Origin of the sequence: Neomegalonema sp. (assembly GCF_028688855.1) — a bacterium.
GTDB lineage: Bacteria > Pseudomonadota > Alphaproteobacteria > Rhodobacterales > Rhodobacteraceae > Neomegalonema.
Map to the genome: position 1 here is coordinate 62840 of NZ_JAQTXI010000009.1, position 22052 is coordinate 84891.

15 protein-coding genes and 1 pseudogene are annotated in these 22052 nt (G+C 69.3%); 5 read left to right on the forward strand and 11 right to left on the reverse strand.

The window, feature by feature from the left end:
- Window positions 1-7 precede the first annotated feature (7 nt).
- Window positions 8-1600, forward strand: coding sequence for a DNA cytosine methyltransferase (locus PHN62_RS08655; RefSeq protein ID WP_300149146.1), 1593 nt, complete (start codon window positions 8-10; stop codon window positions 1598-1600).
- Here PHN62_RS08655 and PHN62_RS08660 read toward each other — a convergent pair.
- Genes PHN62_RS08660 through PHN62_RS08680 form a run of 5 tightly spaced genes read right to left on the reverse strand, consistent with a single transcriptional unit; the run spans window position 1578 to window position 10785 of the window.
- Window positions 1578-3380 carry an AIPR family protein gene (locus tag PHN62_RS08660; RefSeq protein WP_300149148.1) on the reverse strand — a complete coding sequence of 601 codons (1803 nt, stop codon included), beginning with the start codon at window positions 3378-3380 and terminating at the stop codon, window positions 1578-1580. The two genes, PHN62_RS08655 and PHN62_RS08660, sit on opposite strands and share 23 nt — an antisense overlap.
- Window positions 3370-4389 carry a PD-(D/E)XK motif protein gene (locus PHN62_RS08665; RefSeq protein WP_300149150.1) on the reverse strand — a complete coding sequence of 340 codons (1020 nt, stop codon included), beginning with the start codon at window positions 4387-4389 and terminating at the stop codon, window positions 3370-3372. Before PHN62_RS08665 ends, PHN62_RS08660 begins: the two co-directional genes overlap by 11 nt.
- Window positions 4373-7225, reverse strand: a complete 2853-nt coding sequence (locus tag PHN62_RS08670) for a Z1 domain-containing protein (protein ID WP_300149153.1) — start codon at window positions 7223-7225, stop codon at window positions 4373-4375. Before PHN62_RS08670 ends, PHN62_RS08665 begins: the two co-directional genes overlap by 17 nt.
- Window positions 7222-8727 carry an ATP-binding protein gene (locus PHN62_RS08675; RefSeq protein WP_300149155.1) on the reverse strand — a complete coding sequence of 502 codons (1506 nt, stop codon included), beginning with the start codon at window positions 8725-8727 and terminating at the stop codon, window positions 7222-7224. The genes PHN62_RS08670 and PHN62_RS08675 overlap by 4 nt, the downstream gene beginning before the upstream one ends.
- 3 nt (window positions 8728-8730) lie before the next feature.
- Window positions 8731-10785: a sigma-70 family RNA polymerase sigma factor gene (locus PHN62_RS08680; RefSeq protein WP_300149158.1), complete on the reverse strand. Its 2055-nt coding sequence runs from the start codon at window positions 10783-10785 to the stop codon at window positions 8731-8733.
- 434 nt (window positions 10786-11219) lie between these two features.
- Here PHN62_RS08680 and PHN62_RS08685 point away from each other — a divergent pair, with 434 nt between their 5' ends.
- Complete coding sequence (locus PHN62_RS08685) at window positions 11220-12014, forward strand: alpha/beta fold hydrolase (protein ID WP_300149161.1); 795 nt, start codon at window positions 11220-11222, stop codon at window positions 12012-12014.
- 3 nt (window positions 12015-12017) lie between these two features.
- On the opposite strand, the gene PHN62_RS08690 is transcribed toward PHN62_RS08685, so the two are convergent.
- On the reverse strand, window positions 12018-12497 hold the full coding sequence (locus PHN62_RS08690) for a hypothetical protein (RefSeq protein WP_300149164.1): 480 nt from the start codon (window positions 12495-12497) through the stop codon (window positions 12018-12020).
- Between the two features lie 319 nt (window positions 12498-12816).
- On the opposite strand from PHN62_RS08690, the gene PHN62_RS08695 reads away from it, so the two are divergent.
- From PHN62_RS08695 to PHN62_RS08705, 3 genes are all read left to right on the forward strand, one after another.
- Entirely contained in the window at window positions 12817-13431 is a 615-nt protein-coding gene (locus tag PHN62_RS08695; RefSeq protein ID WP_300149166.1) for a d(CMP) kinase, read from the forward strand.
- A 168-nt stretch (window positions 13432-13599) separates the two neighbouring features.
- Entirely contained in the window at window positions 13600-15294 is a 1695-nt protein-coding gene (gene rpsA / locus PHN62_RS08700; RefSeq protein WP_300149168.1) for a 30S ribosomal protein S1, read from the forward strand.
- A 175-nt stretch (window positions 15295-15469) separates the two neighbouring features.
- Window positions 15470-17119, forward strand: a complete 1650-nt coding sequence (locus PHN62_RS08705; RefSeq protein WP_300149170.1) for a hypothetical protein — start codon at window positions 15470-15472, stop codon at window positions 17117-17119.
- 165 nt (window positions 17120-17284) lie between these two features.
- Here PHN62_RS08705 and PHN62_RS08710 read toward each other — a convergent pair whose 3' ends face one another.
- The 5 genes and pseudogenes from PHN62_RS08710 to PHN62_RS08730 form a co-directional block, all read right to left on the reverse strand.
- On the reverse strand, window positions 17285-18331 hold the full coding sequence (locus PHN62_RS08710; protein WP_300149171.1) for a Gfo/Idh/MocA family oxidoreductase: 1047 nt from the start codon (window positions 18329-18331) through the stop codon (window positions 17285-17287).
- 5 nt (window positions 18332-18336) lie between these two features.
- Window positions 18337-19122, reverse strand: a complete 786-nt coding sequence (locus PHN62_RS08715; protein WP_300149173.1) for a ThuA domain-containing protein — start codon at window positions 19120-19122, stop codon at window positions 18337-18339.
- 60 nt (window positions 19123-19182) lie between these two features.
- A complete protein-coding gene (locus tag PHN62_RS08720; protein ID WP_300149174.1) occupies window positions 19183-20190 on the reverse strand; it encodes an ABC transporter ATP-binding protein in 1008 nt (335 codons plus the stop codon).
- Window positions 20191-20338: 148 nt separating this feature from the next.
- Window positions 20339-21058: pseudogene (locus PHN62_RS17425) on the reverse strand (carbohydrate ABC transporter permease); the annotation flags it as partial.
- Complete coding sequence (locus PHN62_RS08730; RefSeq protein ID WP_300149176.1) at window positions 21058-22017, reverse strand: carbohydrate ABC transporter permease; 960 nt, start codon at window positions 22015-22017, stop codon at window positions 21058-21060. The gene PHN62_RS08730 and the pseudogene PHN62_RS17425, both read right to left, overlap by 1 nt.
- Window positions 22018-22052: the final 35 nt, after the last annotated feature.

A 22052-nucleotide genomic window follows, 5' to 3' on the forward strand; every position in this document is an offset into this window, starting at 1 on the left:
TCGTGATTTGCCAGCAAGCTTCGGCGTCGTCGATCTCTTCGCCGGGCCGGGCGGGCTGGGCGAGGGGTTCGCCTCCCTCCGTCCGCAAGGCCGGGAGCCCTTCCACATCGGCGTCTCCGTGGAGAAGGAGGCCTCCGCCCACCGGACGCTCCGTCTGCGGGCCTTCCTGCGGGCCTTCCAGGCGCGGCGCGGCCTTCTCCCCGGAGAATTCGTCGCATTCCACGCGGGCCTGAGGCCCGAACCGGACTGGGCCGCCCTCGACGCCGGAGCCTGGGCCGAAGCCTGCGCGGAGGCGCGCGCTCTGGAGCTGGGATCGGAGTCCGCCGCCTCGGCGGTGGACGAGGCCGTCGTCCGGATGCGCGGCGCCCGCGACGATCTGATCCTGATCGGCGGACCGCCCTGCCAGGCCTATTCGCTCGTGGGACGGGCCCGCTCGAAGGGCAACCGCGATTACGTGCCGGAGCAGGACCACCGGCATTATCTGTTCCGGGAATATGTCCGGGTTCTCGACAGGATCCGCCCCGCCGCCTTCGTGATGGAGAACGTCAAGGGGATGCTCTCCTCGACGGTCGAGAGCCGGCTCGTCTTCGAGATGCTCATGGAGGATCTGTCCTCGCTCGGGGCGGGGCGGGGCCATCTCTACGAGCTGCGGGCCATCCGGATCGAGGAGGGCGAAGCGCGGCTGCGCGAGGCCCGCAAGCCCGCCGACTTCATCGTCCGCGCCGAGGAGTTCGGCGTTCCCCAGCGCCGTCACCGGGTGATCGTGGTGGGAATCCGCTCGGATCTGGCGGCGGGCGCCGCCGGGGCGCGCCTCGCGCTCCCGGGCGCGCGGAGGACCGTGCGGGACGCCACAGGCGCCTTGCCCGCCCTGCGCAGCGGCCTCAGCCGGGGCGCCGACAGCCCGGAGGCCTGGCGCGACGAGGTGATCGGGGCGGCGCTGCGTCTGGCGGGCGCGGGCGGCGCGGCGGATCCGCTCCGGGCGCGTTTCGCGGATCTGGCGCGCAGCCTGGCGGCCGGACCTCCGCCGCCGCGCGCCTCCTCGGCCCTGCCGGAGGGCTACGGCGAATCGCAGGACGAGCTGCTGCGCTGGCTCGAAAGGCCCGGATTGCGCGCCCTCGCCCAGCACGAGACCCGCGGCCACATGGCTTCGGATCTCGGGCGTTATCTCTTCGCGGCGGTCTTCGGCGAGCTGCGCGGCCAGAGCCCCAGGGCGGCGGATTTCCCCTCCGGCCTGAGTCCCGACCACCGCAGCTGGGGCGGCGAGGTCTTCAGCGACCGCTTCCGGACGCAGCTCGCCGCAGAGCCCGCGACGACCGTGACCAGCCACATCTCCAAGGACGGACATTACTTCATCCATCCCGATCCCGCCCAGTGCCGCAGCCTGACTCTGCGCGAGGCGGCGCGGCTGCAGAGCTTCCCCGACGACTACCTGTTCCTCGGCAACCGGACGCAGCAATACGTCCAGGTCGGGAACGCGGTGCCGCCCCTTCTGGCGCGGCGGATCGCGGAGCTGCTGCTCGCGGCCCTGTCTCCGTCCTCTCCGCCGGAGCGCGCTCCGTCCTCCGGGCCGGGACCGGTCAGGTTCCGGCGATCTCGCTGATCCGGCCGGTCGGCTGGGGATAGGCCTCGGCCCGGACGGCCCGCCAGACGTCGGGGCGTTTGGCCGCCTCCGAGATCTGCTGTCCGGGAGCGTGCCGGGCGAAGCCGTCGTTCACGACGACGGCCCAGTCCCGGAGCAGGTCGCGCAGCCCGTCGGAGATTCCCTGACGCATCCAGATCTGTTCGAAGTCGAGCCTCTCGCCGAACTTCTCCGCCGCCAGAGACACGACATAGGCGGCGATGTTGATCAGGCCCTGACGGAAGATCCGCCTGGCGTCTCCGGTCCGGAGCAGGCTCTCGACGGCCCTGAAGAGGATCGCCCGGGCGATCATCCCCCGGAACCAGCGCGCGTCCAGAGGATGGGGGACGATCCCGGGAGTCTCGTCGAGGGCGGCCATGAAGGCGGCGAAATTCTTCTCGGCGCCGAGCGCGACCTGATCGGGCCGGGCGCGCCAGGCTTCGTGATATCGGGCGACGTCGTTCTTGGTCAGCTTGCGCTTCGGAGGAATCGTCTCCTGGAGCTTGCGGCGTCGGGCGGCCGTTCCCTCGCGCAGCAGCATCACGTTGTAGGCTCCAGCCGCGCGTTCGTAGAACCAGCGCGTCGCGCCGTCCGGACACCAGACTTCGTTCGCCAGCTTTTCAAGCTGGACGTGGAAGGGGCGGTTCGCCGAGAGATCCGACATCTTCACGGCGTTCTGGCTGTTCGCGTAGCGCGAGATGCTGGAGATCAGCCTTTCGCGCGCCTCGTCCCGAGCCTCCTTCAGGATGACGATCTTCGCCGGGACCATCACATGGCTCAGATCGATGGTCCTGTCCTCGCGCGAGGCGAAATAGAGCGTCGCGGTGGTCTGGCCGCCGTTGACGATCTGCATGCCCCTCAGGAAGGTCAGGCCCACGCCGCCCTCGGGGGATCTCTCGAAGACCGCCTCGTCGCAGACGAGCACCAGCCCGTTGTTGAAGGCGAGGAAATGCTCCGGCTCCTTGCGGAGCGTCTCGACGACGCCCTTGTTCACCGTCTTCCTGGCCCCGAGGAAGGTCCGGACGTTGGCTTCGAGCAGGCGCGCGCCGAAGCGCAGATAGAGGTCGCGCAGAAGCCCGCCCGGAAGGGCGGTCAGGGCGTATTCGTAATCGGCGTCGGGATCGGGCACATGCACGCAGGGCAGAGGCCGCCCGATGGACTGGACGAAGCTCACCGCGATCTCGTCGCGCGGCCTGCCCTCGGCGTGGCGGAAGAGGCGCTCCATGTCCATGGCCTCGACGCCGACCATCTTCCCCTCGATCTCCTTGTCGGCGAAGCGTTTGACCTTCGTGCGGCCGTCGGTGATCACGAAGACCCGCAGCCTGTCGAGGCCGCTCCAGCGGGCGCGGATCGTCGCGACGAGATCGCCCACGGGATGGGTGGGGTCGAGCTTCGAATCGAGGCTTCCGCTCGCCGCCCGGATCAGGAAGCGCACGCCTTCGGCGGCGGTCGCGGCGGCCTCGGCGTCCTTGAGTTCGGAAAGCTCGTCGGTTCCGAAATAATGGGCGACGAAGAGATCCAGAGCCGTCTCGTCCGCGCTCAGGGCGTGGCCCGTGACGCGCAGCTGCGCGTTGCCGACCCGGCCGCTCCAGTGGCCGACGGTCGGCGTCTCGCTGATCCCCGCCGCGGCGAGATGCTCCATGACCATCTCCGCGAAGACCAGCTCTTCGGAGGGGAAGGGGCCTTCGTCGGCTTCGGCGCGCCCGACGACGAGGCTCTGGAGGGTGGAGCGGAAATTGCGGTGGAAATCTTCAAGGCTCATGGGAATCCAGTCCGAAGGCGTGGAGCATCTGCGGAAGTCCGAGGGCGGGAGCCTCCAGGGCGTCGAGATCGAGCACATAGCTCGCCGAGCGCAGGGCGGCGGGCAGCGCAGCCCGGACGAGGCGCGGCATGTCGCCTTCGACCGGAAAGGCCCTGGCCTCCCGGATCTCCAGGAGGCGGCCGTAGAAGGGAGCGTGTTCGTCGAGATAGCCCGCCGTCATCAGCAGCGCCTCGAAGCGGCGCAGGAGGCCCGCCGCGGCGAAGCGTCCGCGCAGCTCCTCCGCCAGATCGGCCAGCGAGGCGCCCTGAAGAGTCTCCGCCAGGCGCAGGGCGCAGAGAAACAGCGGCGCCCGCGCGCAATCGAGCTGCTCGACGCTGCTGATGCGCGCCAGGAAGGCGCCGGTCCTCAGGGCGCTCTTGACCTCGAGGGCGCCTTCCCCGAGGTGGAAGTCCTGAGCCGCGCGCAGGGGTCCGCGCCAGGCCTCCAGGGCGCCCGCCGCGCCGAGCGGCGTCTCCGTCAGGAGGCGGAGCGTCCAGAGTTCGCCGAAGAGGCCCGTCTGTTCGTCCGGAGAGAGCGGGCGACGGGTTCGGGCCATGAAGTCCTGCCATTCGCGCACCCGGTCGAGGAAGGCGTCCATGACGTCGCGCCAGGCCGCGCCCGCCGCGGCTTCGAGCGTCCGCAGGATGTCGACGGCGATGATCGCGAAGATGTCCGCAGGCCCCTCGGCCCGCCGGACGAGCGCGACGGCGGTTCGTCCCGCGAAATGCGCGCGGTCCTCCAGAGAGGCGACGTCGAAGCCTCCGCCTTCGGGGAGCCGCGCCGGATCGAGCGGACGGCTGCCGGGAAAGACGACGATCAGCGCCTCTCGTCCTTCGGGGAAGCGGCGCCCGGCCTCGACGGAGATTCCGCCCATCTCCGCGAGCCGCACGAAGCGCCAGGCCTCTCCGGCCTCCGGTCGGGCGAGCGCCCGCCAGGCCCGGGCGAGCCCTTCCTCAGTCCATCCCGTCATTGAGCCCCCCCCAGAGGACGCTGTTGGCGATGTAGTTCGCATTGGAGACGCGCCGTTCGGAATCGCTCGCCGGGAAGCTGAGCGCCCATGCGGCGATCGGCCCGACCTCCGCCAGATCCGGAACGCCCGATCCGGCCGGATCCAGCAGATAGAGCGTCAGCAGGCCCCGGTCCCGGCGATGGGGAAGCCCCGCTTCGGGCAGGCCCTGGCCGAGGATGCGGCGGATCTGCGGTCCTCTGGGCTCGGAAGGGGGGCCCTTGCCTTCGTTGCGGTCGGCGTCGTTGCGCCAGGTCTTGCGGCTGAGCTCCAGGGCGGCCTCCCATTCGGCTTCGGAGAGGTCGATGGCTTCGTCCCGGGGCGAGATCAGCGTCTTGATCGAATAGCGGTCGGGATGCTCGACGCCGCGTCGGCGCTCCAGCATCCGGACCCGGGCTCCGCCGAGCTCATGTTCGGGGCCCGCCTGCTCCTTGCCGACGAGGGCGACGGTCCATCTGACGAGTTCTCCGTCCTTGTTCATCTCCTCGATGAAATCGGCGATGAGGGGGCTCATGATGCGGAAGCTGGCCGGATGGGTCCGGTAGTCGCGCAGGAACGACGCGACGTCGAGGGCGGGGACGTCGCGCCACAGATGGCCGTTCCAGCTGCGCCCCGCAGGCGCATGACGCTGCGCGTTCAGGTCCAGAGAGGGCCCCAGCCCCCTGACGAAGCGGTCGGCGGCCGCGAGATTGGCCGCGATCTCGGGCTTGCGGTTCGGAAAGACGATGGTCTGGAGCAGATCGCCCGAATAGGTCAGACGCATCGCGCGGGCGTTGCGCATCTTCGCCCGGGAGGTGACCGTCAGGACGGAGTGGGACCGGACGCGCAGGCCGAATTGTCGGGGCGTCGCGCCTGCGGCGGCCATGTTGTCGAATTCCTGGCGCAGCTCCTCGGCGGCGTCGGCGATGTGGCCGAACCACTCGATCAGCTCCGTGGGGGCGTAGAGGCGGCAGAGATCCACATAGCCGTCGCGATATCCGAACCATCTGCCCATCTGCATCAGGGTGTCGTACATGCGGGCGCTGCGCAGGAAATAGCTCGTGCAGAGCCCTTCGAGGGTCAGGCCGCGCGCGAGCTTGTCGCCGCCCACGGCGATGGCCTTCAGGCCGAGGGCCTCGTTTCCGGCGTAGTCGAGCGCGTCCTTCGCCGAGCCGTTGATCTCGCGGACCTGGATGTCGGACAGGATCTCGGGCAGCACCTCCCGCAGGGCGCTCCAGCCGAACTCCGCGAGATTCTCCCCCTCCGCGAGGGCGTCGCGGATGCGCCGCGCCCCCGGCAGGAAGGACTCCTCGTATTCGGCCTGCATCATGGCCTCGAGTCCGGCGAGGTCGATTCCCCGCAGATAGCGCCCCTTGAGATCCCGCAGATGCGTCGAGATCTGTTCGGTCACGAGATGCTGCACCGCCGTGAAGCGCGTCACGTGGACGAGCATCGAGCAATGCCGGTCTCCCTGTCCGCGCAGCTTGCGGACGGCGCAGGCGTAGACGAAGGCGCGGACGGCCTCGGCCAGCGATTCCGGAATGCGGGCCTCTCCCTGCCATTTCGGGCGATATCCGCTCTTGTGGCGGGGCTCCATCCAGGGCGCGAACTCGGCGTCGGCCAGAGGGCGCAGGAGGGGCAGGTCTCCGGAGTCCGGGCCGAAGACGCGTCCCGGCCCGACGTAGTTCGAGGGCGCCGCCAGATTGGTCACGAAGGCCGACGGAAAGAGGTCGGGGCCATGTTCGCCGGTCTCTGCGCGGTCGTGGATGAAGATGTTGGCGAAGGGCGTCGCGGTGTAGCCCACATAGGCCTTCCGCGAGAAATGATGCAGGATCGAGCGGATGAGCCGGTTGATGGTCTTGGGCTCGTGTTCGAGGTCCGGAACGCCGTTTTCATCCACGACGTTCTCGCCGGTGTCGACCGATCCGTGATCCGCCTCGTCGTCGATGACGAGCAGCGGCAGGCTCCCGACCATCTTGCGCCCGCTCGGGAGGTCGACGTGGTCGGCGGCGCGGTTGCGGATCCAGAAGAGCAGGCGTTCGAGGACGGTCTTGTTCTTCTTCACCACGAAGAGCCAGGGCCTCTGTTCGGGCGAGACGTTCATCCTGGAGGCGACGGCGCTGTTGAAGTCGCCCTTCTCGCTGCGGTTGGTCGCGGCGTTCGGACGGACCGAGGGATCGGCGTCGGTCAGCCCCACTCCGACCGCCGGAAGCTCTTCGGCGTCGGCGAAGCTGGCGAATCCGAGGAACGCCTCGTCAAGGCGGATCTGCGTCTGGGCCCTGAGGTTGTTGTGCAGGCCCGCCAGCACGATGACGATCTTGTATCCGGCGTCGGCGGCCTTGCAGATCAGGCCCGCGTAATTCGCGGTCTTGCCCGACTGCACATGTCCGACCACCAGGCCCCGGCGATCCCAGACGCCTTCGCGGGTCGGATCCTCCAGCTGGGAGAGGATTTCATCCGTGGCCGAATCGAGCGCGTCGAGGGCCGTCCAGGGAATGCGGGCCTCCATGTATTCGGAGTAGCGCCGCCAGTAGGTCCAGTTCTTCTTGCGGGCGGCGTTCAGCCAGTCGACATGCCCCTGGGCGTTCCTGAGGGTGGCGTTGTCTCCGACGGTGCGGCTCGAGCGGCGGATGAGCTCCTCGAGCAGCGCCTCGCGGTCGACGAGGGCGAAGTCCTCCGGCATGAGGAGTTCGAGCTTCCGCAGCTCCTTGTCGATCATCCCGGGCGTGACGGCGCCTCCGGCGCGTCCGGCGGCGAGTCGGAGCATGTTCTGGGCCATCGACAGGATCTGGTCGAAGACGTTCGGGCTGGCGGCGTTCATCCTGAATCCCTTGCGGCGAGAGCGGCGACCAGATCGGGGCGCCGGTCGAAAGGCGGCGTGCGGCCGAGGCGCTCCCTGGCCTCGGCGGGGCTGAGCCCGCGATAGGTCACGAGCGCTTCGAAGAGCGAGGCCAGAGCCTCCCTGATCTCGCTGTCCGGAGCCTCGGCGAAGCCGGTCACGGGAGCCTCCCGGGCCTCGGCGACGTCCAGCCAGACCCGCTGGACGGGGACCGTCTCCTCGATCAGCCTGAGCAGGGCGAGGAGATCGGGCTTGAGCGGCCCCGCGCGGTCGAGGATCGAGGCGAGCAGATCATGGTCCCGGGCGATCCGGTAGGAGGCGCCCCGGGGCGAGCGCCGGACCTGCCAGAGCTCCGTGAGGGCCTGGGGGCCTCCGCCGCCCGAGGCCGGAGACAGGCGTCCGCGCCAGGCGAAGACGCGCCGTGCGGTCTCGCGCGTCTCGGAGGCCAGCCGGTGCAGCTGGGCGCGCAGCCGCACCGGAGGGCTGGCGGCGGACTTGAGCACGTTGATCTTCCATTCGGCGTCGGCGTCGTTGGGGATGTCCAGCCGGATGCGGGCGAGTCGGTGGGCTTCGTCGCGGGGCCAGGGCCTGCCGCCTTCTCCGAGGCCGAGCCAGCCGCCCGCCAGCAGCAGACGCCGGTTCCGGTAGACGTGGAAGCCTTCGTGCTGGATCCATCCGCCCGGCCCTGCGGCCCTGTCGTGCTCTGCGGGACCGAGCATGTCGCGATGGGGCAGCACATGGGCCTGAGCCGTCACGCCCGCCGCATGGAGGATCCGGTATTCGGGGCTTTCGAGCGCCTTGCCGGGATGACCCGTCAGGAAGGGATCCCAGGGCTTCACGGCCCGCCCGTTGAGCAGCAGCCGCAAGGCGGGGCGCGGCCCTTCGAGGAGCCGGTGGAAGACCATCGCCAGATGCTCCTCCAGGCGGTCGGCCAGATGGAGCAGGTCGTCGGCGGAGAAGCCCCTGGTCACGATGCGGTCGAGGTTCTCCCAGAGGACGAGCGTCCCGCTCTCCATGCGCTCCAGGGGTTCGAGCAGGGGCTCCGATCCGGGCGCCGGACCCTCGAACAGGGGCCATTCGGCGCCGGCCTCCGCGCCGATGAGGTCGAGATCCCAGCGCAGCGCGACGACGGGGCCGCCCTTGCGCCGGCTGGCGACCGTCAGCCGCCGCGCCTGGGAGAAGCTCGCCGTCTTGAGCCCCAGCCCGAAGCGGCCGAGGTCATGGGCGGCCCGTTCGGCGCGGGGATCGCGCGCGCCGAGGCGCATGCCCGCCTCCAGGGCCTGGTCGTCCATGCCCTCGCCGTCGTCGAGGATCAGGACCCGGCTGGCGGCGCCCGCCCAGTCGAGGCGGATCGAGACCTCGCCCGCCCGCGCGGCGATGGAGTTGTCGACGAGATCCGCGAGGGCGGTCTCGGGCGCATAGCCGAGGCCCCGCAGGGATTCGAGCATGGAGCCGGCGTGCGGCGGCGCGTTCCTCACCTTCATGCTTCAGATCCCGAGGCTGGCCGCAAGACGCTTCCGGCGTCCCGGATGCGCCAGATGCCGGAGCGCTCTGGCCTCGATCTGCCGGATGCGCTCGCGCGTGAGGCCGTAGAGCTGGCCGATCTCCTCGAGGGTCATCTCCGCCTCGCCGCCGAAGCCGAAGCGCATGCGGATCACCTCCGCGTCGCGTTCGGGCAGCTCCTCCAGAAGCTCCGCGACGATGCGCGTCGTCTCCGTCCGCTCGACGGAATTCTCCTCCTCTGCGGCCTCTGGGGCGCCGGTTCCGGCCTGGGGCGGGATCTCGTCCCAGTCTCCGGCGCTTTCGGGGCTGAAGGCCAGACGGGGGATGCGGCGCAGAAGGGCGACTTCCTCCGCCGACCATTCCAGAGCGGCGGCCAGGGCGGCGTCCGTGAGGGTGCGGTCGTGGTTCAGGTCCAGCCTGGAGATCGCCTGATCCAGCAGGCGGAGCCTCTCGCCGCGATGGACGGGCAGCCGGATCTCGGCGCCTTCCTCCGCGCGCCACCGGCCGATGGTCTGATGCATCCAGATGGCCGCGAAGACGACGAACCGGCGCCCTCCTGCGGGATCGAACCGGCGCGTCGCCCGCTGGAGGCCGATGAAGGCCGCCTGGAACACGTCTTCGGGATCCTCGCCCTCCCGGACGCTGCGCGAGGAGAAGCGGCGCGCATAGGGAAGATGGGCGAGCGCCATCCGCTCCGTGGCGGCGTCGAACCGCGCGGCGGCCTCCTCCAGACGCCGGGCCTCGGGGCCTGCGCCGCGCTCCGCCAGAACCTCCGTGGCCTCGCGGTGGAAGGCCGTCGAGAGGTCGAGCGCGTCGAGCGCCGCCAGGGCCGTCCTCCGGCGTCTGCCGTCCATGACCCGGCCTTCGGCGCGCCAGATCTCCAGAGTCTCCGCGGCTTCGGCGAAGCGGGCGGTCTCCGGATGGTCGGGGCGGGCGTGGAGGACGCTCCGCAGGGTCATGGCGGCGGGATCCGCCGCGCCCCGCAGCACCTGCCCGGCCCGCTCCAGGATGAGGTCGAGGGCGGGCGCGCAGCCGAGAAGCTCGAGTTCGAGCTCCTGACGCGCCCGGATCGCCGGATCGAGGATCCGGGCCTCTTCGGCCCTGTCCATGTGGAACCGGCGCGTCGCGCCCGGCGGGCGGACGTCGCGCGTGAGGCCCGCCGCGAGGGCCTCCGCCAGCTCCTCGACCTCGATCAGGCCGCAGGGCTCCCAGAGGGGAGGCTCCTCCCAGAGGGATTCGCGGGCCTCGATTCCCGCCGTTTCGAGGATGCGCGCGAGATGGGCGCGCAGTTCGGGGAAGGCGCCGTCGCCTGCGCAGGCGGAGATCAGCGTCTCCAGATCGTCTTCGTCGAACCAGCCCTTGCCGAGGATCTCCTCCGCCCAGGTCCGGCAGAGCGCGGGATCGATCGAGAGCCGCGTCCCCGACCGCAGCACGACCCTCCTGACCGACCTGCGGCCCCGGCCGCGCGTCTTGAGGAAGTCATGGGCGCCGCCCGGGTCGGGCGAGGGGGGGGCGGTCGGCCCCGAGAGGATCCCCTCTCCGGAGATCCGGGCCGGAGCCTCGTCCATCTCCCAGTCGACCTCTTCCGGATCCTCGGCGCGGAAGGGCGGGGGCGGGGGAGGCTCGGGCCCGCCGGAGGCCGGAGCCGCGCGCGCGGCCAGGGAGCGCCGGAGGAAATCCGCCGGAGCCTCTTCGGGCGCGAAGCCGAAGGGATCTTCGAGAGCCTCGCGCGGCGCGCTCGAGTCGGGGAGGGGATCGGCGGGGAAGGGCTCGGCGAGGGCGGGCTCGGCGAGGAGGGGTCCGGGACCGGGATCCGGCTCCGGATCGGCGGTCGGCTCCGGATCGGCGCGCCAGGCCGGAGGTTCGGGCTCGGGAGGGGGCTGGGCCTCCCGGAGGGCCTCGGCCTGCGCGGGCGGCGCGGCGATCCGGACGGCGAGGTCTTCCCCGGCGTCGGGCCTGACGTCTGGGGTCTCCTGCGCCGCTTCCCGCCCCTCGCGCCGGAAGCCCAGAAGTCGGGAGATCCGGTCCATGATCTTCATGGCGGCCCTCCCGGGAGGGCGGCGCGCGGGGCGTCTGCGGAAGGGCTCGGGACGGGGGACGGACGCGTCGTCCGGATGGCGGAGAGGGCCGACGGATCTCCAGGCTTCAAGGGGCTCCTCCCGGAACGACCGCGACTCGACGCCAGGTCGAGCCGCCGTCCGTCCGCCTTGCGGGCGGCCCGCCTTGCAGGTCGGCCCGCCGCGGGTTGGGTTGCTGCGCAAGGCGATCCTGCGCGCCCGTCGACCTGGAGGCCTTCAACCTATCGGAGCGGCGCAAGGCGTTCAATGAAAAAGCAGAAGTCCGAGGATCCGCCTTCCCGCGCCCTCCGGAGCCCTCCCGGGAGGCTGGGCTCTGGAAAGGCGGCGTCGCCCGGCTTAGGATCCGAGGCCCGGCGCGGCGCGTCGGAACGCGGTTCCGCAGAGGGAGGAAAGCCATGGCGCAGGATCATCGCGTCGCGACGCCCCGGGGCGAGGTCTTCGCGCGGTCATGGACGCCGGAGGGCGCAAGTCCGGAGTCTCCGGCGCTCCTGCTGTTTCACGATTCCCTCGGCTCTGTGGCGCTCTGGCGCGATTTCCCCGAGGCGCTCGCCCGCGCGACGGGTCTGCGCACGCTGGCCTGGGACCGCCCCGGCTTCGGCGCCTCGGAGGCCCGGCGCGACCTTCCGCAGCCCGATTTCGTCGCGCGCGAGACCCGCGAGATCCTGCCCGCGCTCTTCTCGGGGCTGGAGATCGGAGGCTTCGTCGCCTTCGGCCACAGCGTCGGCGGGGGCATGGCCGTCGAGGCGGGCGCCGCCTTCCCCGAGGCCTGCGCGGCGGTGACGACGGAATCCGCCCAGGCCTTCGTCGAGCCGCGCACCCTGGAGGGCGTAAGGGCGGCGCGGGCGCAGTTCGCCCGGCCCGGCGAGATGGGACGCCTCGAGCGCCATCACGGCGACAAGGCCCGCTGGGTGCTGGAGGCCTGGACGGAGACCTGGCTCGCGCCGGACTTCGCCGACTGGAGCCTGGACGCGGCCCTCGGCCGCCTGACCGCGCCGCTTCTGGCGCTCCACGGCGATCAGGACGAATACGGCTCCCTCGCCCATCCCGAGCGCCTGACCCGCCTGACCCGGGGGCCGCAGGAGATGCGGATCCTCGCGGGCTGCGGGCATGTCCCGCATCGGGAAAGGCCGGAGGAGGTTCTGAAGGCCGTCGCGGAGTTCCTGCGCCGTCATGAGATCGCGCGCGCCTGAGCCTCAGGGCTCCTTCGCGTTCCAGTGGTCGTGTTCGCGACGCTCGGTGGGGGTGGCGAGGCCCGCCTCCACCATGGCGGCGCCGTAGTCGCGTCCGTCCGGCAGCCGGATCACCGCCGCAGGACGCCCGAAGCCGCCGTCCTCGCCCGTCAGGCAGAGCGCCCCGCCTCCGGCCAGCAGCCTGCGCCCGTGCTCCAGAGCCTTCGCGCCCCATTCCGCCTCGCGCCGGGTGACCGTCGCCCCCGCCCGACCCGCCGCGCCTGCGCGGGTCTCGGGCGCGTTGATCGGGGTCTTCGCGCCGGTCAGCCGGTAGGAGCGGCCGCCCAGACGGGCCGAATCGCCGTCGGTGAGGTCGGCCGCCTGAATCCTCACGCAGAGAAGCCCCCCGCCCTCCGCGCCTCCGCAAGAGGCGACGATCCCCGCAGCCGCGGCCATGGCCAGAGGAAAGGCGAAGAAGATCGCGATGGACAGGCGGTCGGGCATGAGGCGGCGATCCTTGACGAGGGCCCGGACGGCGGACCTCCGGATCAGCGGATAAGCGAAGCCGCGCCCGAAGGCGAGGGCCATCCCCATAGGCCCCGCGAAACGTGAAGACTCCCTTCATGAGGCGCCTCCGCTTGCAGGCGGCCGCCTCCGGAGGGCCTTTTGCGCCCGCGAGCCGCCGCGATTCGGCCAGGGCGCCCGGCTTGGGACTGGACAAGCGGCGCGTCTTTGGCTTGAGTGCGCCCCGCTCCTCAGGGGAGATGTCCGGTTTCGGGAGGGTTCCGCCATTTCAGCCTCCAGTTCTCCGAAAATCGTCGCCGTGGACGGTCCCGCCGCCTCCGGCAAGGGCAGTCTGGCGCGCCGGATGGCCGGGCGGCTCGGCTACGCCCATCTCGACACCGGGCTGCTCTATCGCGCCGTGGGCGTGCGGCTCGTCGAGGCGGGCGGCGACCTCGCCCGGGCCTCGGAGATCGCCGCTGCCCTCTCGCCGGGGGATCTCGCGCGCCCCGACCTGCGCAGCGCCGGAGCGGGCGCGGCGGCCTCGCGGGTGGCGGTCCTGCCCGAGGTGCGCGCCGCCCTGCTGGAGTGGCAGCGCCGCTTCGCGCATCACCCGCCCGAGGGCGCGGCGGGCGCGGTGCTCGACGGACGCGACATCGGCACGGTGGTCTGTCCGGAGGCGCCCGCGAAGATCTTCGTGGTGGCCGACCCCATGGTGCGGGCCGAACGCCGCTGGAAGGAGCTGCGCGAAACCGATCCCTCCGCCGACCTCAAGACGATCCTCGAGGAGCTGCTCGCCCGCGACGCCCGCGACAGCGCCCGCTCGACGGCTCCCTTGAAGCGGGCGGACGACGCGCTCTTGCTTGACACGACGAATCTGACTATAGACGAGGCCGTCGCGCAGGCGCTCGTCTTCGCCGCTCCCCGCCTCTCCTGAGGCCCGGAGGGCTCCGGACTCCCGCCGTCTGACGCTTCGTCCAACGCCTTCGTCGCGTCCGCCTCCTCGCATGATCGGGGATTCGGGCGCATTGAGGCGTCCGCCAACTCCCAGACCGCCGGAGACAACCGGTCGGCCCGTAACTGATGAACCCCTAGGAGTAGATATATGGCTCACGCCGCCAGCGCTTCCCCCTCCATGAACGAATTCGAGGCGCTTCTGAACGAATCGCTGGGCGAAGGCCCGGTCGAAGGCACCGTCGTCAAGGGCCGGGTCATCGCCGTCGAGAACGGCCAGGCGATCATCGACATCGGCTTCAAGATGGAAGGCCGCGTCGACGTGAAGGAGTTCAACACCCCTTCCAAGACCGCCGACCTGCAGCCGGGCGATGAGGTCGAGGTCTATCTCGACCGCGTCGAGAACGCCAAGGGCGAAGCGGTCCTGAGCCGCGACAAGGCCCGCCGCGAAGAGGCCTGGGACCGTCTGGAGAAGGGCTTCGAAGCCCAGGGCCGCGTCGAAGGCACGATCTTCGGCCGCGTCAAGGGCGGCTTCACGGTGGACCTCGGCGGCGCGGTGGCCTTCCTTCCGGGCTCCCAGGTGGACGTGCGCCCGGTGCGCGACGTCGGCCCGCTGATGAACACGCCCCAGCCCTTCCAGATCCTCAAGATGGACCGTCGCCGCGGCAACATCGTCGTGTCGCGCCGCGCCGTCCTCGAAGAGACCCGCGCCGAGCAGCGCAGCGAGATCGTCGCGAAGCTGGCCGAAGGCGACGTGGTCGAGGGCGTGGTGAAGAACATCACCGATTACGGCGCCTTCGTGGACCTCGGCGGCGTGGACGGCCTGCTCCATGTCACCGACATGGCCTGGCGCCGCGTGAACCATCCCTCCGAGATCCTCACGATCGGCCAGACCGTCCAGGTCCAGGTCGTGCGCGTGAACAAGGACACCCAGCGCATCAGCCTCGGCATGAAGCAGCTGATGTCCGATCCTTGGGACGGCGTCGACCGCAAGTATCCGGTGGGCGGCAAGTTCACCGGCCGCGTGACCAACATCACCGATTACGGCGCCTTCGTGGAGCTGGAGCCGGGCGTGGAAGGTCTGGTCCATGTCTCCGAAATGAGCTGGACCAAGAAGAACGTCCATCCGGGCAAGATCGTTTCGACCTCCCAGGAAGTCGAAGTGATGGTGCTGGACGTCGATCCGCACAAGCGCCGCATCAGCCTCGGCCTCAAGCAGTGCCTGGCCAATCCGTGGGAGGCCTTCCTGGCCGAGCATCCCCGCGGCTCGACCATCGAGGGCGAAGTCAAGAACATCACCGAGTTCGGTCTGTTCGTCGGCCTCGACAACGACATCGACGGCATGGTCCACCTCTCGGATCTCGACTGGAACCGTCCGGGCGAGCAGGCCCTCGCCGACATCAAGAAGGGCGACGTCATCCGCGCCAAGGTGCTGGACGTCGACGTGGAGAAGGAGCGCATCAGCCTCGGCGTGAAGCAGCTCGACTCCGATCCCTTCGAGGAAGGCGCCTCGGGCGTGAAGAAGGGCGACGTCGTGACCGCCGTGGTCAGCGAAGTCAACGACGGCGGCGTGGAAGTCCAGGTCGAGGGCATGAAGGCCTTCATCCGCAAGGCCGACCTCGCCCGCGACCGCGGCGACCAGCGCCCCGAGCGCTTCGCCGTGGGCGACAAGGTCGACGCCAAGGTGCTCAGCGTCGAGAAGGCTTCGCGCCGTCTCTCGCTCTCCATCAAGGCGCTGGAGATCGCCGAAGAGAAGGAAGCCGTGGCGCAGTTCGGCTCTTCGGACGCCGGCTCCTCGCTGGGCGACATCCTCGGCGCGGCTCTGCGCAAGCGCGAAGAGCAGTAAGCCTTCACGGGCTTCCGCCTGAAGATCACGGAGGGCCGTCCCGCGAGGGGCGGCCCTTCGGTTTGGGGGCTCCGGGGGCAGCTCTCCTGCGAGGGGAAATCCCGTTTTGACCATCTCCCGGAAAGGATGTATGTATGAACGATGTTCATAGGCATCCCGCTTCAAGGAGATCCTCATGTCCGGATCCAGAGCGTCTTCCGATCAGCCCGGATCCCTCTCCGGCGGCGCCCGAGGGATCGCTCTGGCGGTCCTCCTCGGCCTGGCGCCGACTCTGGGCGGGGCGCCCGCCGCGCGGGCCCAGACGGAGGCCCAGGCGCGCGGCCTCGCCGAGGCGGTCGCGGTCCTCGGGATTCAGGCGGGCATGGCCCGCAGCGCCGTCGAGATCTGCGACCGGCGCGACCCCTCGCGCTCCGGCGAGCGTCGCGCGCATTTCGAGGCCTGGGCCGCCAGGAACCGGCTCGAGCGTTATGAGGCCCTGGTCGCAGCCCTGATCGCCGAGGAAGCCCTCGCGAAGGCTCGGGCGCAGATGCATGACGTCATCGGGAGCGTGCTGGAGAAGGACGATTCCATCTGCGCCCATATCGAGGTCTTCCTCGCCGATGATCAGGTGGATCTGCGCGCGGGGCTCGAACAGGCGCTGCGGATGGCGCGCGAGATCGGGCTGAATCCGGAGGGGCGACCCGCAGGCGCGACGCTTCCGGCTCCGCAGGGCGGAGAGGTCCGGCGCCTGTCGCAGTTCTCCGCCGAGGCCATGGAGATCATGGCCCGCGTCGCTCCCGCCCGCGAGGAGATGAGCGACGAGACCCGCGACGCCCGCGAAGCGCGTCTGATGGAGGTCCTCGAAGCCTCAGGGGGGCGCCTGACGCTCTACGGCCGCGTGACCGGCCGCGACGAGCTGCGCGAATGGACCGCGGAGCATCACTCCATCTTCGAGGTGGATTGCCGCAATTTCGCCGACGACCGCTCGAAGGCCCTCATGGCGGCGAGCAAGGGACAGGACATGGTCGTCTCCGGCGAGGCGCGCCGCATCTTCGACGTCAGGAGCGGAATCCGCGCCGTGCTCTATCTGAACGACTGCAAGGTCTCGACGCTGGCGGCGGCGGGGAGTCTGGCGCCGGGCGAGCCGCCCGCCGAGGGCCTGAGCCCGCGTCCGCCCAGCGAGGAGGAGGCCTACGCCGGGCCGGGGAAGGGCGTCGCCCTGAAGGACGTGGACCGCGTGCTCTACGACGCGGATTTCACCACCGGCCTCGACGGCTTCGGCAATCTCTACACCAACCGCCGCGAAGACATCTACGTGCTGCTGAAGGACGGAACCTCCTATCGGCATGACTGGAGCTTCCCCTTCGCCGACCTCGACGTGGCGCTCTCGCAGCGCCGCGAGCCGGAGCAATGGGGCCGCTGGTCGGACAGCGGCGGCGAGACGACCATCCGGGCCGGGGGCGAGAGCCGGGAGCTGAAAGACGCGCGACGGCTGGTCGCCCTGTCGCCGGAGACGCGGCTGGATCATCATTATTATTATCTGAACGTCGGAATGGGCGGCGGCCGCAGCGACCGGGGCGCGACCTTCCATGCGGATGGCCGCATCGAGCGTTCGCGGGGCGGCTTCGTGGCGGGGCATGTGGCGGGGGGCTTCCTGACCGTGGTGGGTCCCGATGAACCGATCCTCAAGGGGCGTTATCGCTTCGAGGATTTCGCCCTCGTCGTGCGAGGCGAGGACGGCCGGGAGGATCGCGTCTTCCTCGGCGTCCCTGACGACGAAGACCTCTCCGCCCCGGAGAACCTGGTGATCGGCGGCGAGATCTACTGGACGAAGGACGACGAGTGATCCGCGCCAGGGCGCCTGAAAAAAACGCCCGTCCGGGGGGGCGGACGGGCGCAGTGGAGAGGAGCGCAGGAGCTTTCGCAACCGCAGTCATCCTGCGGCTTCGCGCCGACGCGGGGAAGCTCCGGCAATCATGCTCCCCGGATCATGGAGGCCCTCAGAGAGGCTTCAGACTTCGGCCTCCTTGCGGGTCTCCTCGGTGCGGGCGGCGAGATCGACGATCTGCTGGATCCGCGCCGCATGGCGGAAATCGGGCTCTCCGTTGACGCCCGTCCGCACGGCCTCGACGAAGCCTTCGTAGGTGGTGGGGGTTTTCGGGGCCTCCAGATCGCGCCAGACGAAGCCCTCTGTATCCGCTCCGAGGCAGCCCCGCAGTCCGGAGCCCTCCTTGTTGCTGTGATTGACCTCCAGAGCGCCCTTGTCGCCGTAGATCCTCAGGCGCAGATCGTTGGAATGGCCCGTGGCCCAGCGCGTGGCGTGGATGACTCCGGCCGCGCCATTGGCGAATTGCGCGGTCATGACGAAGCTGTCGTTGGCGTCGAGGGGATATTCTCCGATGCGCCCGCCGGGGGCCTTGTCGAAGGTGAGCAGCCGCGCGAAGGCCCGCGAGACGTCCGCGCCCGCGCCATGGACGGCGAAGTCGAAGATATGCACCCCCACGTCGCCGAGCACGCCGTTGGAGCCATGGCTCTTCGAGAGCCGCCAGAGCCATTGCGATTCGGTCTTCCAGTCGCCCCAGGCCTTCGAGACCAGCCAGCTTTGCAGATAGCTCGCCTCGATGTGCTTGACCGCGCCGATCTCGCCCGCGAGGACGCGCCGCCGCGCCTCCTGAAGCTGCGGCACGTTGCGATAGGTGAAGTTGACCATGTTGATCAGCCCGGCGGCCTCGGCGGCTTCGGCCATCTCGAAGGCCTTCGCGGCGTCGGTGGCGAGGGGCTTTTCGCAAAAGACATGTTTGCCCGCCCTGATCAGGGCCATGGTGGTGGCGTGATGGGCGCCGTCCGGCGTGACGTTGGCCGCGGCGTCGAATTCGCCCCATGCGAGCGCCTCCTCCAGAGAGAGGAAACGCCGCTCCACGCCATGTTTGGCCGCGAAGGCCTCGACGCGCGCCGGATCGCGGTCGACCGCCGCGACCATCTCCAGGCCGGGGATGGCGGCGAAATGTTCGGCGTGGGTGTTGGCCATGCCGCCGGTTCCGAGGATCAAAAGCCGCATGGCGCTCACCGATATCCCGCTTCGCCGGGGGCGTGGAGCTTCGGCCCGCGCTCCACGAGAGGTTCGAGGGCCTTCTCCACCGGCACGTTGGGGGCCTCGTGGATGGCCTTGTAGGCGCCCTGCGGATTATGGGCCCAGCGCACGGCGTTGCGCAGGACCTGGCGCACATTGGCGTCGTGATAGCTCGGATAGGTCTCGTGGCCGGGGCGGAAGTAGAAGACGTTCCCCGCGCCGCGCTTGTAGGTCAGGCCGGAGCGGAAGACCTCGCCGCCCTGGAACCACGAGATGAAGACCGTCTCCAGAGGCTCCGGCACGGAGAAATGTTCGCCGTACATCTCCTCCATCTCCAGCTCGAAACATTGCGGCAGACCCTTCGCGATGGGGTGATGCGGCGCCGTGACCCAGAGCCTTTCGCGTTCTCCGGCCTCGCGCCATTTGAGGGCGCAGGGCGTGCCCATCAGCCGCTTGAAGATCTTCGAGAAATGGCCGGAATGCAGCACGATCAGCCCCATGCCCTCATGGACGCGGGCCGCCACGCGCTCCACGACCGCGTCGGCGACGCCGCCGTGATCCTGATGCCCCCACCAGAGCAGGACATCCGTTTCGGCGAGCTTCGCCTCGGTCAGGCCATGCTCGGGATCCTGCATGACCACCGTCGAGGCGGAGATCTCCGGATCCTCGCGCAGGGCGGCGGCGATGGTCTCGTGCATGGTGTCGGGATAGACCTGAGCGACGGTCCTGTTCGTCCGCTCATGGATGTTTTCGCCCCAGACGAGCGCGCGGATGGGCATGGCCCGAACTCCTCATGAAGTGAGAGGGGCGAACCTGCGAGGCCCGCCCCCGAAGGAAAATCAGACGGGACGTCCCGCTTCGTCGAAGCGATGGACGTAATGCGGCGCCATGGGCGTCAGGGCGATGGAATCGCCGGGATTGCGCCCGGAGATCCCCGTTTCGCGCAGAGTGATCAGCTCCGGCCCGCCGACGTCGATGTAGAGATAGGTGTCGGAGCCCATGACCTCGCGATGGGCCACCTGTCCGCTCCATGTCCCGGCCTTCTCCGGCGCCGCCACGAGATGTTCGGGCCGCACGCCGATGGTGTGCGCGCCCAGAGGCGAAGCATGGGCGCCCGAGAAGAAATTCATCTTCGGCGAGCCGATGAATCCCGCCACGAAGACCGAAGCGGGCTTTTCATAAAGCTCCAGCGGCGTGCCGACCTGCTCCACCAGCCCGTCGCGCAGCACGCAGATGCGGTCCGCGAGGGTCATGGCCTCGACCTGATCATGGGTCACATAGATCATGGTCGCCTTGCCCATGTCGTGATGCAGCTTGGCGATCTCCAGACGGGTCGCCACGCGCAAGGCCGCATCGAGGTTCGACAAGGGTTCGTCGAAGAGGAAGACCCTCGGATCGCGCACGATGGCCCGCCCGATGGCCACGCGCTGACGCTGGCCGCCCGAAAGCTGTTTCGGCAGGCGCTCCAGATATTGCTTGATCTGCAGCATCTCCGCCGCCCGCTCGACGCGCTTGCGGGTCTCGGCCTCCTCGCCCTTCGCCAGACGCAGGCCGAAGGCCATGTTGTCATAGACGCTCATGTGCGGATAGAGCGCATAGCTCTGGAAGACCATGGCGATTCCGCGTTCCGAGGGGGTCTTGTCGTTCATGCGCTGGTCGTCGAAGCGCATCTCGCCGGAGGTGATGTCCTCCAGCCCCGCGATGAGCCGCAGCAGCGTCGACTTCCCGCAGCCCGAAGGCCCCACGAAGACCATGAATTCGCCCGCGCGGATGTCGAGATCCACGCCCTTGATCACATGCACGCCGCCGAAGCTCTTGCGCACGCCGTTCAACTGGATGCGAGCCATCTCTTATCCTTTCACGCCGCCGGCGGTCAGGCCGGACACGATCTTGCGTTGGAAGGCCAGCACGAGGAGGATGATCGGCAGGGGTCACGATCACCGAAGCGGCCATGATGTTGCCCCAGGGAACCTCGTATTGGGTCGAGCCGGAGAGCAGCGCGATCCCCACCGGAACCGTGCGCATCTGCGCCGAAGAGGTGAACGTCAGCGCGAAGAGGAATTCGTTCCAGGCCGCGATGAAGGCCAGAAGCCCGGTCGTCACCAGAGCGGGCCACATGAGCGGCAGAAAGACCTTGCTGACGATCTGCCAAGGCGTCGCGCCGTCGACGATGGCGGCCTCCTCGATCTCCATGGGCAGATCGCGCATGAAGGTGGTCAGCACCCAGACCGTGAAGGGCAGGGTGAAGATCGTATAGCTGAAGACCAACGCCCAATGGGTGTTGGAGAGGTTGATCCCTAAAACTCGCGTCCCGAAGTTATTGACGCCGCTGACCAGCTCGAAAAGGCCCGAGAGAACCGCCACCTGCGGGAACATCGAGACGCCGAGGATGATGAGCAGCAAAGCGCCCCGGCCTCTGAAGCGCACCCGCGCCAGAGCATAGGCCGCCGTGATCCCCATGAGCATGGCCAGAGCCACCACCGAAACCGCCACCACGATGGAGTTCCAGATATTGCGCAGGAAATCGCCGGAGGTCAGGACGCTTTTATAATTCTCCAGCGAGAAGGAGGTCGGCCAATAGCTGACCTGAAATATCTCGCCGGGCTTCTTGAAGCTGGTGACGATGGCGTAATAGAACGGAAACACCGACATGAAGACGATGAAGGCCACCAGAAGCCAGAATCCGATCCGCCAGACGATCTTTGGAACCGCCATCACTTGCCCCCATCGAAGCGCACCCGGCCGAGGGTGATGTAGAGGATGGTGATCAGCGCGATGATGAAGAACAGCATCGTGGCCTGAGCCGAGCCATAGGCGAAATTGTCGAAATCGAAGAGGTTCTCCCGGACCGCCACCGACATGGTGCGGGTCTGGGCGTTGTTGGGCGTGAGCACGTAGATGAGGTCGAAGATGCGCAGCGCGTCGAGCAGGCGGAAGATCACCGCCACCATCACCGCGGGCCAGATCAGGGGCAGGGTGATCCTGAAGAACTGCTTCACCGGATGCACGCCGTCGATCTTCGCGGCTTCGTAGATGTCCTTGGGGACCATCTGAAGCCCCGCGAGGATCAGCAGCGCCATGAAGGGCGTGGTCTTCCAGATGTCCACGATGAGCACGGCGGTCATGGCGGTGTCCGGCGAGGCGGTCCAGGCCACCTTCTCCGAGATCAGCCCGAGCCTCAGGAAGGCGTCGTTGATCACGCCGAACTGGTCGTTGAGCATCCAGGCCCAGATCTTCGCCGACACGATGGTCGGGATGGCCCAGGGCACCAGAACCGCCGCCCGCACCAGAGCGCGGCCCTTGAACTCCGCGTTGAGCACCAGAGCCACGATCAGCCCGAAGACCGTCTCGAAGCCCACCGAGAGGAAGGCGAACCGCAGGGTGTTCCAGACCGCCCCCCACCAGGCCGGATCCACCAGAAGCCCGGAGGTCACTTCGCGGCCGCTGGCCAGGGTGATCTTCGAATAGTAATTGTCGAAGCCGATCCACCGCGCCGCCCCCAGATTGGTCAGGGAGGCGTCGGTGAAGGAGAAATAGATGTTGCGGAACAGAGGCCAGCCCGCGACCAGCGTCAGAGCCAGCATCATGGGCGTCAGAAAGATCCAGGCGGATCTGATGCGCTGCGCCGTCAGGCGCGAACGCCGCGTCGCCTCCGGAGGCGGCGCCTGGGACAAGGAGGTCTCCGCAGTCATGGGAATCCCGACGAAGC